Origin of the sequence: Streptomyces sp. NPDC088923, from assembly GCF_044749745.1 — a bacterium.
In the GTDB taxonomy this organism is placed as follows: domain Bacteria; phylum Actinomycetota; class Actinomycetes; order Streptomycetales; family Streptomycetaceae; genus Streptomyces.
This window is the reverse complement of record NZ_JBIVIO010000001.1, coordinates 1830775-1845684: the sequence shown is the minus strand read 5'-3', so window position 1 is coordinate 1845684 and position 14910 is coordinate 1830775. Positions and strand designations below refer to the sequence as shown.

Here is a 14910-nt window from a genome sequence, read left to right as displayed (position 1 = left end):
ACGGGTGCGGGGCGTCCCCCAGGCCGGGGGGCGCCCCGCACCCGTACGCCATGACGGACGCAGCCGTACGCCGCACCTGCCCCGCCCGCCCCGCACCCGTACGCCGCCCCGCACCCGTACGTACGCCGAAGGCCCCCCGCCCCTTACGCCGTACGGCCGAGTGCCGCTCCGCCACTCGCGTGCGGCACAATCCCCTGTCATGGGGATAGTCGCGGGACTGGACAGCTCGGCAGAGGCGACCCGGATCGTGGTGTGCGACGCGGACACCGGCGCCGTGCTCAAGCAGGGGTACGCCCCGCACCCCACCGAGGGTGCCGAGCCGCACGAGACCGATCCGCAGTCCTGGCTGCTCTCGCTGGGCGAGGCGGCCGGGGGCGGGGTGCTCGAAGGAGTGCGCGCGATCGGGGTCTCGGCCCAGCAGCACGCGCTCGTGCCGCTCGACGCGCAGGGCGCGACGGTGCGGCCCGCGCTCATCGGCGTGGACAAGCGCATGCAGGCGACCGCCGCCGACCTCGCCGACGCGCTCGAGGGGGGCCGCCCCGCCTGGGCGGAGGCCGTCGGTTCCGCGCCCGGCCCCGCGCACCAGGTCACCAAGCTGCGCTGGCTCGCGAAGAACGAGCCCGAGAACGCCGCGAGGACCGCGAGCGTGCTCCAGGCCCACGACTGGCTCGTGTGGCAACTGCTCGGGCGGCCCACGCGCCGTACCACCGACCGGGGCGGCGCCTCGGGCACGGGTTACTGGTCGGCGGGCGAGGGCGTGTGGCGTCCCGACCTCGCGGAACTCGCGCTCGGGCACCCCGTCGCGCTGCCCGAGGTGCTCGGCCCCTCCGAGGCCGCCGGGACGACGCCCGAGGGGCTGCTCATCGCGCCCGGGACCGGCGAGACGATGGCCGCCGCCTTCGGGCTCGGGGTGCGCGCGGGCGACGCGGTCGTCTCGCTCGGCGGCTCGGGCTCGGTCATGGCGGTCCACCACGAGGCGATCGGGGACGCGGCCGTGACCGCGCTCGCCGACGCGACCGGGATGCACCTGCCCGTGGTGCGGCTGCTCAACGCCGTACGGGTGCTGCGGGGCACCGCTGAGCTGCTCGGTACCGACCTCGACGGGCTCTCCGCGCTCGCGCTCAAGTCGACGCCCGGCGCGCACGGCCTCGTCCTGCTGCCGTACCTCGCGGGCGAGCGCACGCCCGACCTGCCGTACACGGCGGGCACGCTCAGCGGGCTGCGGCGCGAGTCGATGCGGCCCGAGCACCTCGCGCGCGCGGCCTTCGAGGGGATGCTCTGCTCGGTCGCCGACGCGCTCGGCGTGCTGCGGGCGCGGGGTGTGGAGGTGGAGCGGGTCTTCCTGCTCGGCTCGGCGGCCGGGCTGCCCGCCGTACGGGCCGTCGCCGCCTCGCTCTTCGGCGCGCGCGTCGTCGTACCGCAGCCGGCCGACTACGCGGCGCTCGGGGCGGCGCGGCAGGCGGCGTGGGCGCTCGGGGTGCACGAGGGACGGCTCGACCCGGCGCGGCCGCCGCAGTGGCAGGGGGCCGCGGCGCAGGTCATCGAGGCGGACGAGGAGGAGCGGCTCGTGGGGGCCGCGGTGCGGCAGCAGTACACGGCGGTACGGGAGGAGACGCACCCGGGGGCCTTCGGGGAGCGGCAGCCGCTGTGAGCCCAAACCCGGAGCGGCCGGATTTGACCTGGGCTTGAATTAATCGGTTGGTCCGGACACGGGCGGATCGCTCAGGATAGGGAGGCTCCCGACCCCTCTCCGACAGGCGCAGTGTGCTCATACGACTTCTGCGGGCCTCGCTGGCCCCCTACAAACGGCCCATCGCCCTTCTCGTCCTGCTCCAGTTCGTCCAGACCTGCGCCGCGCTCTACCTGCCCACGCTCAACGCCGACATCATCGACAACGGTGTCGTGAAGGGTGACACGGGCTACATCATGGAGTTCGGCGCGCTTATGCTGCTCGTCGCCGTCGTGCAGATGGCGGGGAACGTCGGCGCGGTGTTCTACGGGGCCCGGACCGCCGCCGCGCTCGGGCGGGACGTGCGGGCGCGGATATTCGACCGCGTGCAGTCCTTCTCGGCGCGCGAGGTCGGCCACTTCGGCGCCCCCACCCTCATCACGCGGACGACGAACGACGTGCAGCAGGTGCAGATGCTCGTCCTGATGTCGTTCACGCTCATGGTCTCGGCGCCGATCATGTGCGTCGGCGGGGTGATCCTCGCGCTCGGCCAGGACGTGCCGCTCTCCTCGATCCTGCTCGTCGTGATCCCGGTGCTCGGCGGCTCGGTCGGGCTCATCGTGCGCAAGCTGCGGCCCCTGTTCCGTACGCTCCAGACCCGGCTGGACACCGTGAACCGGGTGCTGCGCGAGCAGATCACCGGGAACCGCGTCATCCGCGCCTTCGTGCGCGACGACTACGAGGGGACGCGCTTCGACGGCGCGAACGGGGAGCTGACGGAGGTCTCGCTCGGCACCGGGCGGCTCTTCGCGCTCATGTTCCCGACCGTCATGACCGTCGTGAACCTCTCCAGCGTCGCCGTCGTGTGGTTCGGCTCGCACCGCATCGACAGCGGCGGGATGCAGATCGGGGCGCTGACCGCGTTCCTCTCCTACCTCATGCAGATCGTGATGGCCGTCATGATGGCCACCTTCATGTTCATGATGGTGCCGCGCGCCGAGGTGTGCGCCGAGCGGATCGAGGAGGTGCTCGACACCGCGTCGAGCGTCGTGCCGCCGAAGGCCGGGGTCACCGAGCTGCGCCGGCACGGGCGGCTCGAACTGCGCGGCGCGGGCTTCCGCTTCCCGGGGGCCGAGGAGCCGGTCCTGCGGGGGATCGACCTGGAGGCGCTGCCCGGCGAGACGACGGCCGTGATCGGCTCGACCGGCAGCGGCAAGACGACGCTGCTCGGCCTCGTACCGCGCCTGTTCGACGCGACCGAGGGCGAGGTGCTCGTCGACGGCGTGGACGTGCGCGAGGTCGACCCGGCGCTGCTCGCGCGCACGGTCGGGCTCGTCCCGCAGAAGCCGTACCTCTTCTCGGGGACGGTCGCGAGCAATCTGCGGTACGGGAACCCGGACGCGAGCGACGAGGAGCTGTGGCACGCGCTGGAGGTCGCGCAGGCGAAGGGCTTCGTGGAGGAGCTGGAGCACCGGCTCGACGCGCCGGTGGCGCAGGGCGGCTCGAACTTCTCGGGCGGGCAGCGGCAGCGGCTCGCCATCGCGCGCGTGCTCGTGCGGCGCCCGGAGATCTACCTCTTCGACGACTCCTTCTCGGCGCTCGACTACGCGACGGACGCGGCGCTGCGCGCGGCGCTCGGCCACGAGACGGCGCGGGCGACGGTGGTGATCGTGGCGCAGCGCGTCGCGACGATCCGCGACGCCGACCGCATCCTCGTGCTCGACGAGGGGCGGATCGTGGGCGTGGGGCGGCACCACGAGCTGATGGAGACCAATGAGACGTACCGGGAGATCGTGCTCTCCCAGCTGACGGAAGCGGAGGCCGCGTGATGGCCGGTCCCGGTGGACGGATGGCGGCTGCGGCCGGAGCCCAGGGGCTCGACGACTTCAAGGGGACGGCGAAGCGGCTCGCGCGCCGCTTCGCGCCGTACAAGGCGCTCCTGACGGGGATGCTGCTGCTCGGGATACTGAGCGTGGCCGCCTCGGTCTCGGGGCCGAAGATCCTCGGGCACGCGACCGACCTGCTCTTCGGCGGGGTGATCGGCGGGCAGTTGCGCGCCGGGCAGACGAAGGAACAGGTCATCGAGGCGGCGCGCGAGCGTGGTGACGGCGGCTTCGCGGACCTCCTCAAGGGCGTGCGCTTCACTCCCGGCGAGGGCATCGACTTCGGCGCGATCGGCGAGGTGCTGCTCATCGCGACGCTCGTCTTCGCGATCGGCGGCGTGCTCATGTCGATCTCGGTGCGGCTCTCGAACCGGGCGATCAACCTCATGATCAGGCGGCTGCGCGAGGACGTGCAGTCGAAGCTGTCGCGCCTGCCGCTCTCGTACTTCGACCGCCGTCAGCGCGGTGAGGTGCTGAGCCGCGCGACGAACGACATGGACAACCTCCAGCAGACGCTGCAGCAGACGCTCGGTCAGCTCGTCAACTCGGTGCTGACGATCATCGGGGTGCTCGCGGTCATGTTCTGGATCTCGTGGCTGCTCGCGCTCGTCGCGCTCGTGACGGTGCCGCTCTCCGCGCTCGTCGCGACGCGCGTGGGCAAGCGCTCGCAGCCGCAGTTCGTGCGGCAGTGGAAGTCGACGGGCGAGCTGAACGCGCACATCGAGGAGATGTACACGGGCCACACGCTTGTGAAGGTCTTCGGGCGCCAGGAGGAGTCGGCGGAGGTCTTCCGGGAGCACAACGAGGCGCTGTACGACGCGTCGAACCGGGCGCAGTTCACGAGCGGTGTCATGCAGCCGCTGATGATGTTCGTCTCGAACATCAACTACGTGCTCGTCGCCGTCGTCGGCGGGCTGCGGGTCGCCTCGGGCGCGCTGTCGATCGGTGACGTGCAGGCGTTCGTGCAGTACTCGCGGCAGTTCTCGATGCCGCTCACGCAGGTGGCCTCGATGGCGAACCTCATCCAGTCGGGCGTCGCCTCGGCCGAGCGGATCTTCGAGCTGCTCGACGCCGAGGAGCAGAGCGCGGACCCGGCCGAGCCGGAGCGGCCCAAGGAGCTGCGCGGGCGGGTCGCCTTCGAGCACGTCTCCTTCCGGTACGACGAGGACAAGCCGCTCATCGAGGACCTGTCCCTGGAGGTCGATCCGGGCCACACGGTCGCGATCGTCGGTCCCACCGGCGCGGGCAAGACGACGCTCGTGAACCTGCTGCTCCGCTTCTACGACGTGACAGGCGGGCGCATCACGCTCGACGGCGTCGACATCGCGCGGATGCGCCGCGACGACCTGCGCGCCGGGATAGGGATGGTGCTCCAGGACACGTGGCTCTTCGGCGGCACGATCGCGGAGAACATCGCGTACGGGGCCGCGCGCGAGGTCACGCGCGAGGAGATCGAGGAGGCGGCCAGGGCGGCGCACGCGGACCGTTTCGTACGGACGCTTCCCGAGGGGTACGACACGGTCATCGACGACGAGGGCACGGGGGTGAGCGCGGGCGAGAAGCAGCTCATCACGATCGCGCGCGCCTTCCTCTCGGACCCGGTGATCCTCGTGCTCGACGAGGCGACCAGCTCCGTGGACACGCGGACCGAGGTCCTGATCCAGAAGGCGATGGAGCGCCTCGCGGCCGGGCGTACGAGCTTCGTCATCGCGCACCGGCTCTCCACGATCCGCGACGCGGACACGATCCTCGTCATGGAGAACGGCGCGATCGTGGAGCAGGGCTCGCACGAGGAACTGCTCGCGGCGGGCGGCGCGTACGCGCGGCTGTACGCGGCGCAGTTCGCGCAGGCGGTGGCCGAGGTCGAGTAGGGACGCGGGGCCTTCGGCGGTACGGGGCCGTCTCCACGTACGGGCGTGGGGGCGGCTCCGTGCCCGTACCGGCCCGGCGCGCCTCAGTCCAGGTAGCCCCTGAGCTGGTCGGCGAAGGCGTGGGAGCGGAGTTTGGCGAGGGTCTTGGCCTCGATCTGGCGGATGCGTTCGCGGGTGACGCCGAAGAGGGCGCCGATCTCCTCCAGCGTGCGGGGGCGGCCGTCGTCGAGTCCGTAGCGGAGCTGGACGACCTGGCGTTCGCGCTCACCGAGGGTCGAGAGGACGTCTTCGAGGTGGCGGCGCAGCAGGAGCAGCGCGGCGGACTCGGGGGGCGAGGGGGCGTCGCCGTCCTCGATGAGGTCGCCGAGCGCGACCTCGTCCTCGCCGCCGACCGGGGTGTGGAGCGAGACGGGCTCCTGGGCGAGGCGCAGGATCTCGCCGACGCGTTCCTTCGTGAGGCCGAGCAGGGCCGCCACCTCCGCGTGGCTCGGTTCGCGGCCGCGCTCCTGGAGCAGTCCGCGCTGGACCCGTACGACGCGGTTGATCAGCTCGACGACGTGCACGGGCACGCGGATCGTGCGGCCCTGGTCCGCGAGCGCGCGGGACATCGCCTGGCGTATCCACCAGGTGGCGTACGTGGAGAACTTGAAGCCGCGCGTGTAGTCGAACTTCTCGACGGCGCGGATGAGGCCGAGATTGCCCTCCTGGACGAGGTCGAGCATCGTCAGGCCGCGCCCCGCGTAGCGCTTGGCGACGGAGACGACGAGGCGGAGGTTGGACTCGATGAGGCGGCGTTTGGCGGCGCGGCCGAGGACGACGAGGCGGTCGAGATCGAGGGCGAGGCGGGTGTCGAGCGGGCCGGGTCCGGCGAGTTTCTCCTCAGCGAAGAGGCCGGCCTCGACGCGGCGGGCGAGGTCGACCTCGTCGGCGGCGGTGAGGAGCGGGATGCGGCCGATCTCGCGTAAGTACTGGCGGAAGAGGTCGGGCGCGTGGCCACCAGGGGGCGCGGGGGCGCGGTCGCCCGTGCGCTGCGTGGGGACGCCGGGGAGGGGGCGGGCGCTGGGCGGGGTGGACGTCGTGGCGCGAAGCTGCGTGGGCACGGAGTCGGCCTCCTGGGGGGTTCGCTGCCGCTGTCCGCCGGGTGGCGGGTCACCGTTTTTCAGTGTGGGACAGGGCGAGGGCGGCCCACGAGGGGTGTGCGGGGACTTTTTGCGGCCGGGGCGTGGCGCGCCGTCAGCGCGTGGGACGGGTGGGGCGGGTGACGGCGGGCGGGGGCGGTGAGGCGCCGCCGCGGTTCGGTCGCCGGAGGGGTCAGTGCCGATTCTCCAGCGAGTCGAGGAGGTGGCCGAGCGCCTCGGCGAGGGCCGCGCGGCCCGCCGGGTCGAGACCGGCGAGAAGGCCCTCCTCCGTGGCGAGGTGGTCGGGCAGGGTCTCGTCCACGAGCGCGCGGCCCGCTTCGGTGAGGCTGACGAGGACGCCGCGGCCGTCCTCGGGGCTCGGCGCGCGGCTCACGAGGCCGCGTTCCTCCAGTCGGTCGAGGCGCTGTGTGATCGCGCCCGAGGTGACCATCGCGTCGCGCATGAGCGCGGCGGGGGTGAGGCGGTAGGGGGCGCCGCCGCGCAGGAGCGTCGCGAGGACGTCGAAGGAGGCGTGGTCGAGTCCGTGGGCCGCGAAGGTGCGGCGGGTCGCGGCCTCGGCGAAGCGGTGCAGGCGCTTGACGCGGCCGATGACGGCCATGGGCGAGACATCGAGCGCGGGGCGTTCGGCCGCCCACTGCCCCAGCACCCGTTCCACGTGATCCGCCATGCGCGGAAGTCTAGACGGCCCGCCGTGATTTTTACTCATCGCTGAGATATCCGTCGGCCACCCCTGGCGATCTCGCTTAGCGCTGAGCTACTTTTGCTTAGTGCTAAGCAATCGACGTACGGGGCTGCTCGCCCTCACCGCCCTCGCCCCGCTCTCCTGGGGCTCCACCTACCTCGTCACCACCTCGCTCCTGCCACCGGGCCGCCCGCTGCTCGCCGCCACGCTGCGCGCGCTGCCCGCCGGGCTCGTGCTCCTCGCGCTCGCGCGAAGGCTGCCGCGCGGCGACTGGTGGTGGCGCTCCCTCGTGCTCGGGGTGCTCAACATCGGCGGCTTCTTCGCGCTGCTCTTCGTCGCCGCGTACCGCCTGCCCGGCGGGGTCGCCGCGACGCTCGGGGCCGTGCAACCGCTCTTCGTCGCGGGGCTCGGCGCGCGCCTGCTCGGGGTGCGGGTGCCGGTACGGGTCGTGCTCGCGGGCTGCGCGGGCCTCGCCGGGGTCGCGCTGCTCGTGCTGCGCGCGCAGGCGCGGCTCGACGCCCTCGGCGTCCTCGCGGCGCTCGGCGGGGCGCTCGTCATGGCGACGGGCGTCGTGCTCGGCAAGCGCTGGACCTCACCGGCCCCGCCGCTCGCCACGACCGGCTGGCAGCTCACGTGGGGCGGGCTCCTGCTCGTCCCGCTGACGCTGTGGGGCGAGGGCGCTCCCCCGGTGCCGAGCGGCGAGAACCTGCTCGGGTACGGCTACCTGACGGTGGTCGGCACGGCGCTCGCGTACGCGCTGTGGTTCCGGGGGCTGCGCGCGCTGCCCGCGACGGAGGTGTCCTTCCTGAGCCTGCTCAGCCCGGTCGTGGCGACGCTGCTCGGGCTCGCGGCCGGGGAGTCGCTGACGGCGGTGCAGGGGGTGGGGGCGGTGGTGGTGCTGGGTGCGCTGGGCGTGGCGCAGGGGTGGGGGCGCGGCGCCACGGCGCTCAGAGGGCTGCCGCGCCCTGCTGCTGGAGCGCCCGGCCGTACTGCTCCAGGACCCACAGTTCGCTCTGGACCTCGGCGGCGCGGGCCTGGTCGCCCTGCGTCGAGACGCGGGTGAAGGTGCCCTGGAGCTCGGTGACACGGCGCTGGACGGCGCGGACCCGGACCCGGACGAGTTGCTCGCCCGCGTAGACGTCGTCGACGACGCGGCGGCGGATCGGTTCGACGGCGAGTTCGGTGACCATCGCGCGGACGCGGTCGTCGGGGGCCGCCTCGCGCACGGCGGTGAGGTAGGCCATCGCGTCGTGGACGCCCTCCTCGGCGCCGCCCGCGTCGGCGATGGCCTGGCGCACGGCGGCGTACGGCTCGGCGGTGAACTCGTCGATCTCGTACGCGTCGAAGGCGGGGGAGACCAGTTCGGGCCGCTGGAGAGCGAGTTTGAGCAGTTCCCGCTCGGTCATGTGCGCGGGGTTGCGCAGGATGAGCGCGGGGCCGGAGGTGCCGGGGCGCTGGGGGGCGCCCGCGGTGGCCATGGCGGGGCGGCGCGGACCGCCGGGGAGGGGTTCGCCGCGGTGCTCGCGGGCCCAGCGGGCGACGGTCGCGACGCGCCGTACGACTTCCTGCTGGTCCATGGGGCCGTAGCCGAGCATCCCGGCGAGCTGCACCGCGACGGCGTGGCGCAGCGCGACGTTCTTGACGCTCGCGACGACGGGCGCGGCCTCGTCGAGCGCGGCGGCGCGGCCCGCGGGGGTCTCCAGGTCGTAGCGCGAGACGATCTGGCGCAGCGCGAACTCGAAGAGCGGGACGCGCGGCTCGACGAGTTCGGCGACCGCCTGCTCGCCCTTGGCGAGACGCAGGTCGCAGGGGTCCATGTTGTCGGGGGCGATAGCGATGTACGTCTCGGCGGCGAACTTCTGGTCGTCCTCGAAGGCGCGCAGGGCGGCCTTCTGCCCGGCCGCGTCGCCGTCGAAGGTGAAGATCACGCGGGCGCTGCCGTTGTCCATGAGGAGGCGGCGCAGGATCTTGATGTGCTCGGTCCCGAAGGCGGTGCCGCAGGTCGCGACGGCGGTCGTGACGCCGGAGAGGTGGCAGGCCATGACGTCGGTGTAGCCCTCGACGACGACGGCGCGGCTCGCGCGGGCGATGTCCTTCTTGGCGAGGTCGATGCCGTAGAGGACCTGCGATTTGCGGTAGACGGGGGTCTCGGGGGTGTTGAGGTACTTCGGGCCGTTGTCGTCCTCGCGCAGGCGGCGGGCGCCGAAGCCGACGATGTCGCCGCCGATGTCCTTGATCGGCCACATGAGGCGGCCGCGGAAGCGGTCGATGGGGCGGCCGCCGCGGCTCTCCTGGGAGAGGCCTGAGGTGATCAGCTCGCGGTCGGTGAAGCCCTGGCCGCGCAGATAGCGCGTGAGGTGGTCCCAGCCCGCCGGGCTGTAGCCGACGCCGAAGTGCGCGGCGGCGCCCTGGTCGAAGCCGCGCTCGGCGAGGAACTTGCGTCCGATCTCGGCCTCGGGCCCGGCGAGCTGTTCCTCGTAGTACTTCGCGGCGGCGCGGTGGGCGTCGATGAGGCGGATGCGCTCGCCGCGCTGCTGGGTGGGGTTGTAGCCGCCCTCCTCGTAACGGAGGGTGATGCCCGCCTGACCGGCGAGGCGTTCGACGGCCTCGGAGAAGCTGAGGTGGTCCACCTTCATGACGAAGGTGATGGTGTCGCCGCCCTCTTGGCAGCCGAAGCAGTGGAAGAGGCCCTTCGCGGGGCTGACCTGGAAGGACGGCGACTTCTCGTCGTGGAAGGGGCACAGGCCCTTGAGGTTCCCGCCGCCCGCGTTCTTGAGCTGGAGGTACTCCGCGACAACGGAGTCGATCGGGACCGCGTCCCTGACCGCCTTCACGTCCTCGTCCTTGATCCTGCCAGCCACGGGGGAATTCTACGGGGTCGCCGGACCTCGCGGCCGCCGCCCCGTTTCCCCCGCCCGCAAGGGCCTCCGGCTCACTACACGCCCTCCAGGACGCACTTCACGACGCCGTGCGGATCACTGGGCTTGATCTTGAGCGTCTTCTTCTTGCCCCCGGGGACGCGGACGGAGTCGATCCTCTCGAAGTCCAGGAACGCGCCGTCCTTGTCGTAGAAGGAGACGGTGCCGAGGTAGGTGCCGCTCTCGCTGCCCGAGTTCGTCAGGCGGACCGTCGACCAGGGGCGCTTCGCGCTCACGCAGCTCACGACGGTCGCCTTGATCGAGGAGTACCCGTCGTCGGAGGCGGCGCTCCCGGTCCCGGTGGCGCGCGGCGTCGGGACGCCGCGCCGGTTCGTACCGCTGTGGTAGCCGCCGCGGTAGCCCGAGCCGTAGTCGTCGTCCTCGTCGTCGGAGGAGCTGGAGGAGGTGGAGGAGGTGGAGGAGCCGGCGGAGCCGGAGCCGTTCTGGCGCTGCGAGGAACTGCTGCACCCGCCGCCGTGACCGCTGCCGTGCCTGCTGTGCGTGGTGCCGTGGCCTCGCCCCGTCGAGAAGCCCGTCAGGGCGAGGACCGTTATCGCCGCCATCGCGGTCAGTCTGATTCCCCGTGTCGTTTTCACGCCCGGCACCTTACGGACCCGGACCGGGGCAAGCACCGTGTGTGTGCGAACGCGCACAGATTTGTTACGCGGGCGGCAGGAACGACTCCAGCGGCACGTTCGGGTCGGCGAGGGCGTCCGGGTCGGGGCGGACGCCCGCGCGGATGAGCTTCTGGAGCGGTTCGGTCACGTCCCAGACGTTGACGTTCATCGCGGCCCGCACCTGTCCGTCGAGCAGCCAGAACGCGAGGAAGCGGCGCTTGCCCGCGTCGCCGCGCACGAGCACCTGGTCGTACTGCCCCGGCGGGGCCCAGCCCGAGTACTCCAGGCCCAGGTCGTACTGGTCGGAGAAGAAGTACGGGACGCGGTCGTACGTGACGTCCCTGCCGAGCATCGCGCGGGCCGCGAGCGGGCCGCCGTTGAGGGCGTTGGCCCAGTGCTCGACGCGCAGGGGCGCGCCGGGGAAGAGGCCGAGCGGTACGGAGGCGACGTCGCCCGCCGCGTAGACGTCCGGGTCCGAGGTGCGCAGCCCCGCGTCGACCGCGATGCCGCCGCCGTGCTCGGGCGCGGCGAGCGCGAGTCCCGCGGACTCGGCGAGGGCGGTACGGGGCGCCGCGCCGACGGCCGCGAGGACGTCGTGGGCGGGGTGCTCCTCGCCGTCGTCGGTGAGCCCGGCGAGGACCATGCCGTCCTGGCCGATGATCTCGGTGAGGCGGGCGCCGAAGTGGAAGCGGACACCGTGATCGGCGTGCAGGTCGGTGAAGAGCCTGCCGACCTCGGGGCCGAGCACGTGGTGCAGCGGGGTGGGCGCCGCGTCGATGACGGTGACCTCGGCCCCGTACTCGCGCGCCGCGGCGGCGACCTCCAGGCCGATCCAGCCCGCGCCCGCGATGAGCAGGTGGCCGTTGTCGCGGCCGAGGCTCGCGAGGGTGCGGCGCAGGCGCTCGGCGTGGGCGAGGCGGCGCAGGTGGTGGACGCCCGCGAGACCGGTGCCGGGGATCTCCAGGCGGCGCGGTTCGGAGCCGGTGGCGAGGAGCAGCTTGTCGTAGTGGAGGAGCGTGCCGTCGCCGAGCGTGAGGGCGTGGTTCGCCGCGTCGAGAGCGACGGCGGGCTGGCCGAGGTGGAGTTCGACGTCGGCGCCCGCGTACCACCCCGGCTCGTGCACGAAGACGCTCTCGCGGGCGTCCTTGCCGAGCAGGTAGCCCTTGGAGAGCGCGGGGCGCTCGTACGGGTGTTCCCGCTCGTCGCACACGAGGATCACCCGCCCGGTGAAGCCCTCGGCGCGCAGCGTCTGTGCCGCTTTGGCGCCGGCCAGGCCCCCTCCGACGATGACGAACGTCTGATCCGCGTCGACCACGGGTGCCTCCGGCGTTTACCGCGTGTGGGGGATCTGACGGTACCCCAGAACCCGGGGGGCCGAGCCTGGCGGGGCTCCGTTGCGGGGGCTCCGCCCCCTGCTCCCCCGCTCCTCGAACGCCGGAGAGGCTGGATATTCGGTGCCCTTGCGGGGCTCCGTCCCCCTCCTCGATCGCCGGAGGGGCTTGATCCTGACGCGGCGGGTGCTTACCGCCGGGTCAGTTCGGCGTGCAGCGCTCTCGCCGCCTCGTCCGTCAGGGACGCGATCTGGTCGATCAGGACGCGCTGGCGGGCCGGGTCGGAGTCGGCCTGGTGGAAGAGGGCGCGGAACTGGGGGTCGAGGCCGTGCGGGGCGCGGGCGGCGAGGGCCGCGGCGAGTTCGGTGACGAGGACGCGCTGGTCGGCGCGGATCTCCTCCTGGTCGGCGCGCTGGATCACGTACAGGTCGGCGACGGCCTTGAGGAGCCCGCACTCCAGGCGGGCCGTGCGCGGGACGACGAGAGAGGCCGCGTAGCGGCTGAGCGGCGCCGGTCCGTGGGCCGCGCGGGTCGCGGTCTCGGCGGCGAGGCAGAAGCGGCCGATGAGTTCGCTCGTGGCGTCCTTCAGCCGGGCCTGGGCCGTGGCGGAGCCGTCGTAGTGGTGCGGCCACCACTCCTCCCCGAGAAGGCGGTCGAGTGCCGCGTCGAGTTCGGCGCGCTCCGTGTCGGGCGGTACGTGGCCGCGGTCGAGCGCGACGCGGTGGATCTCGGCCCGCTCGGGCTCGGAGAGCAGCGCGTTGGGGTCGATGTGGCCGGCGTGCAGCCCGTCCTCCAGGTCGTGCACGGAGTAGGCGACGTCGTCGGACCAGTCCATGACCTGGGCCTCGAAGCACGTGCGGTCGCGCGGCGCCGCGGCGCGGAGCCAGTGGAAGACGGGGAGGTCGTCCCCGTACACGCCGAACTTCGGGTGCGCGGGGTCGCTCGGGTGCGCGCCGCGCGGCCAGGGGTACTTGGTGGCGGCGTCGAGCGCGGCGCGGGTGAGGTTGAGGCCGACGCCGGCCTGCGTGCCGTCCGGGGCCGGCACGAAGCGCTTGGGCTCGATGCGGGTGAGGAGGCGCAGGGACTGGGCGTTGCCCTCGAAGCCGCCGATGTCGCGGGCGAGTTCGTCGAGCACCTGCTCCCCGTTGTGGCCGAAGGGCGGGTGGCCGAGGTCGTGCGAGAGGCAGGCGGCCTCGACGAGGTCGGGGTCGCAGCCGAGCGCCCCGCCGAGGTCGCGGCCGACCTGGGCGCACTCCAGGGAGTGGGTGAGACGGGTGCGGGGGCTCGCGTCCCAGGCGTGGCCGCGCGTGCCGGGGGTGACGACCTGGGTCTTGCCCGCGAGCCTGCGCAGCGCGGAGGAGTGCAGGACCCGGGCCCGGTCGCGCTGGAAGGCGGTGCGCCCTGGGCGCTTGTCGGGCTCGGGGGCCCAGCGCTCGGTGTCCGCCGTGGCGTAGTCCGCCGTGTCGTGGGACAGCCGATGCGTCTCGCCATCGGCCTGCCGGGAAGTCGCTGCCATGGACCAGAGCCTAGACGGAAGGGAGGACATCCCGGACAGATGTGCGGGCGGGGGCTGCTCGCGGGGCGTTGTCGGTGGCGGGTGCGAGACTCGGCGGCACGTGAGGGACGTACGTACGAAAGCGGGGACGATCATGTCGTTCAGCGGGCCTGTGGCCGATCTGCACCGGTACCTCCAGGAGGCGCGCGAGGCGGTGCTGTGGAAGGCGGAGGGCCTTTCGGAGTACGACGCGCGGCGCCCGTTGACACCGACGGGGACGAATCTGCTCGGGCTCGTGAAACACCTCGCGGCGGTGGAACTGGGGTACTTCGGGGACACGTTCGGGCGGCCGTACTTCGCGCCGGGCGAGGAGCCCGATTTCCACTGGACGCGCGAGCCCGAGAACGACCTGTGGGCGCGCCCCGAGGAGTCCGGGAAGGCGCTCACCGGCCTGTACCGGGCGGCGTGGGCGCACACGGACGCGGTCCTCGCGGAGCTTCCGCTCGACGCGGAGGGACGGGTGCCCTGGTGGCCGGAGCACCGGGCCCTGACGACGCTGCACCACGTCCTGGTCCGCGTCCTCGCCGAGACCCAGCGCCACGCGGGCCACGCGGACATCATGCGCGAGCTGCTCGACGGGCGCGCGGGGGCGGGGCGGGGGGACACGAACCTTCCCGGTTGGGATGGCGGGGAGTGGGCGGCGTACCGGGAGACGGTGGAACGGGCGGCGCGGGAGGCGGACCCGGCGGGGGCGGGGCGGGGCGGGGAGCAGGCGTGACGGAGCCGTCGGCGGGCGGGGTGGAGGTGCGGTCGGCGGGCGGGGTGGCGGTCCGGGTGCTCGCTCCCGCGGACTGGGCGCTGTGGCGGGACCTGCGGCGCGCCGCGCTCGCGGACGCCCCGCACGCGTTCAGGTCGCGGCTCGCCGACTGGGGGCCGCGCGAGGAGGACCGGTGGCGGGCCCGGCTCGCGCTTCCGGGCGCGTACCACCTGGCCGCCTTCGTGGACGGGTGCGCGGTGGGGACGACGAGCGGCCTCCCGACCGGGGACGGCGCGGTGGAGCTGCACTCGGTGTGGGTGGCGACAGCGGCCCGCGGCCGCGGTGTCGGCGGCCTGCTGCTCGACGCGGTCGAGGAGTGGGCGCGGGAGACGGGGGCGGAGCGCCTGCGGCTCGGGGTGCTGGCGGGGAACGCGGCGGCACGGGCGGTGTACTCGCGGCGGGGGTTCGTGGTGGAGGGGGCGGGGGACGGGGCGGAGGTGCGGATGACGAAGCGGCTCGGGGAGGCGTGAGAAGGACTCTCCCGCCTC

The 14910-nt window shown here is 73.4% G+C and carries 12 protein-coding genes; 6 read left to right on the top strand and 6 right to left on the bottom strand.

What is annotated here, in order from left to right; genetic code table 11:
• Nucleotides 1-199: 199 nt before the first annotated feature.
• The 3 genes from ACIP4O_RS08330 (at nt 200) to ACIP4O_RS08320 (ending at nt 5423) form a co-directional block, all read left to right on the top strand.
• On the top strand, nt 200-1651 hold the full coding sequence (locus tag ACIP4O_RS08330) for an FGGY-family carbohydrate kinase (protein WP_401572920.1): 1452 nt from the start codon (nt 200-202) through the stop codon (nt 1649-1651).
• Nucleotides 1652-1764: 113 nt separating this feature from the next.
• Entirely contained in the window at nt 1765-3498 is a 1734-nt protein-coding gene (locus tag ACIP4O_RS08325; RefSeq protein ID WP_401572918.1) for an ABC transporter ATP-binding protein, read from the top strand.
• Nucleotides 3498-5423, top strand: coding sequence for an ABC transporter ATP-binding protein (locus tag ACIP4O_RS08320; protein WP_401572916.1), 1926 nt, complete (start codon nt 3498-3500; stop codon nt 5421-5423). Before ACIP4O_RS08325 ends, ACIP4O_RS08320 begins: the two co-directional genes overlap by 1 nt.
• 83 nt (nt 5424-5506) lie before the next feature.
• On the opposite strand, the gene ACIP4O_RS08315 is transcribed toward ACIP4O_RS08320, so the two are convergent.
• Together ACIP4O_RS08315 and ACIP4O_RS08310 are read right to left on the bottom strand one after the other, a co-directional pair.
• Nucleotides 5507-6523, bottom strand: coding sequence for an RNA polymerase sigma factor (locus tag ACIP4O_RS08315; RefSeq protein ID WP_361322224.1), 1017 nt, complete (start codon nt 6521-6523; stop codon nt 5507-5509).
• A gap of 211 nt (nt 6524-6734) precedes the next feature.
• A complete protein-coding gene (locus ACIP4O_RS08310; protein WP_401572914.1) occupies nt 6735-7229 on the bottom strand; it encodes a MarR family winged helix-turn-helix transcriptional regulator in 495 nt (164 codons plus the stop codon).
• A gap of 100 nt (nt 7230-7329) precedes the next feature.
• On the opposite strand from ACIP4O_RS08310, the gene ACIP4O_RS08305 reads away from it, so the two are divergent.
• Nucleotides 7330-8307 (top strand): EamA family transporter, encoded by a 978-nt coding sequence (locus tag ACIP4O_RS08305; RefSeq protein ID WP_401572912.1) that lies wholly within the window; start codon nt 7330-7332, stop codon nt 8305-8307.
• Here ACIP4O_RS08305 and dnaG read toward each other — a convergent pair.
• From dnaG to ACIP4O_RS08285, 4 genes are all read right to left on the bottom strand, one after another.
• A complete protein-coding gene (dnaG, locus tag ACIP4O_RS08300) occupies nt 8192-10105 on the bottom strand; it encodes a DNA primase (RefSeq protein ID WP_401572910.1) in 1914 nt (637 codons plus the stop codon). The genes ACIP4O_RS08305 and dnaG overlap by 116 nt on opposite strands.
• A 74-nt stretch (nt 10106-10179) precedes the next feature.
• Nucleotides 10180-10725, bottom strand: a complete 546-nt coding sequence (locus ACIP4O_RS08295) for a hypothetical protein (protein WP_401572909.1) — start codon at nt 10723-10725, stop codon at nt 10180-10182.
• 97 nt (nt 10726-10822) lie between these two features.
• Nucleotides 10823-12094, bottom strand: coding sequence for an NAD(P)/FAD-dependent oxidoreductase (locus ACIP4O_RS08290; protein WP_401572907.1), 1272 nt, complete (start codon nt 12092-12094; stop codon nt 10823-10825).
• Between the two features lie 206 nt (nt 12095-12300).
• Nucleotides 12301-13626 (bottom strand): deoxyguanosinetriphosphate triphosphohydrolase, encoded by a 1326-nt coding sequence (locus ACIP4O_RS08285; RefSeq protein ID WP_401572905.1) that lies wholly within the window; start codon nt 13624-13626, stop codon nt 12301-12303.
• Between the two features lie 133 nt (nt 13627-13759).
• On the opposite strand from ACIP4O_RS08285, the gene ACIP4O_RS08280 reads away from it, so the two are divergent.
• Both ACIP4O_RS08280 and ACIP4O_RS08275 read left to right on the top strand, forming a co-directional pair.
• Nucleotides 13760-14383, top strand: coding sequence for a DinB family protein (locus tag ACIP4O_RS08280; RefSeq protein ID WP_401572904.1), 624 nt, complete (start codon nt 13760-13762; stop codon nt 14381-14383).
• Nucleotides 14380-14892 carry a GNAT family N-acetyltransferase gene (locus ACIP4O_RS08275; protein WP_401572902.1) on the top strand — a complete coding sequence of 171 codons (513 nt, stop codon included), beginning with the start codon at nt 14380-14382 and terminating at the stop codon, nt 14890-14892. Before ACIP4O_RS08280 ends, ACIP4O_RS08275 begins: the two co-directional genes overlap by 4 nt.
• Nucleotides 14893-14910: the final 18 nt, after the last annotated feature.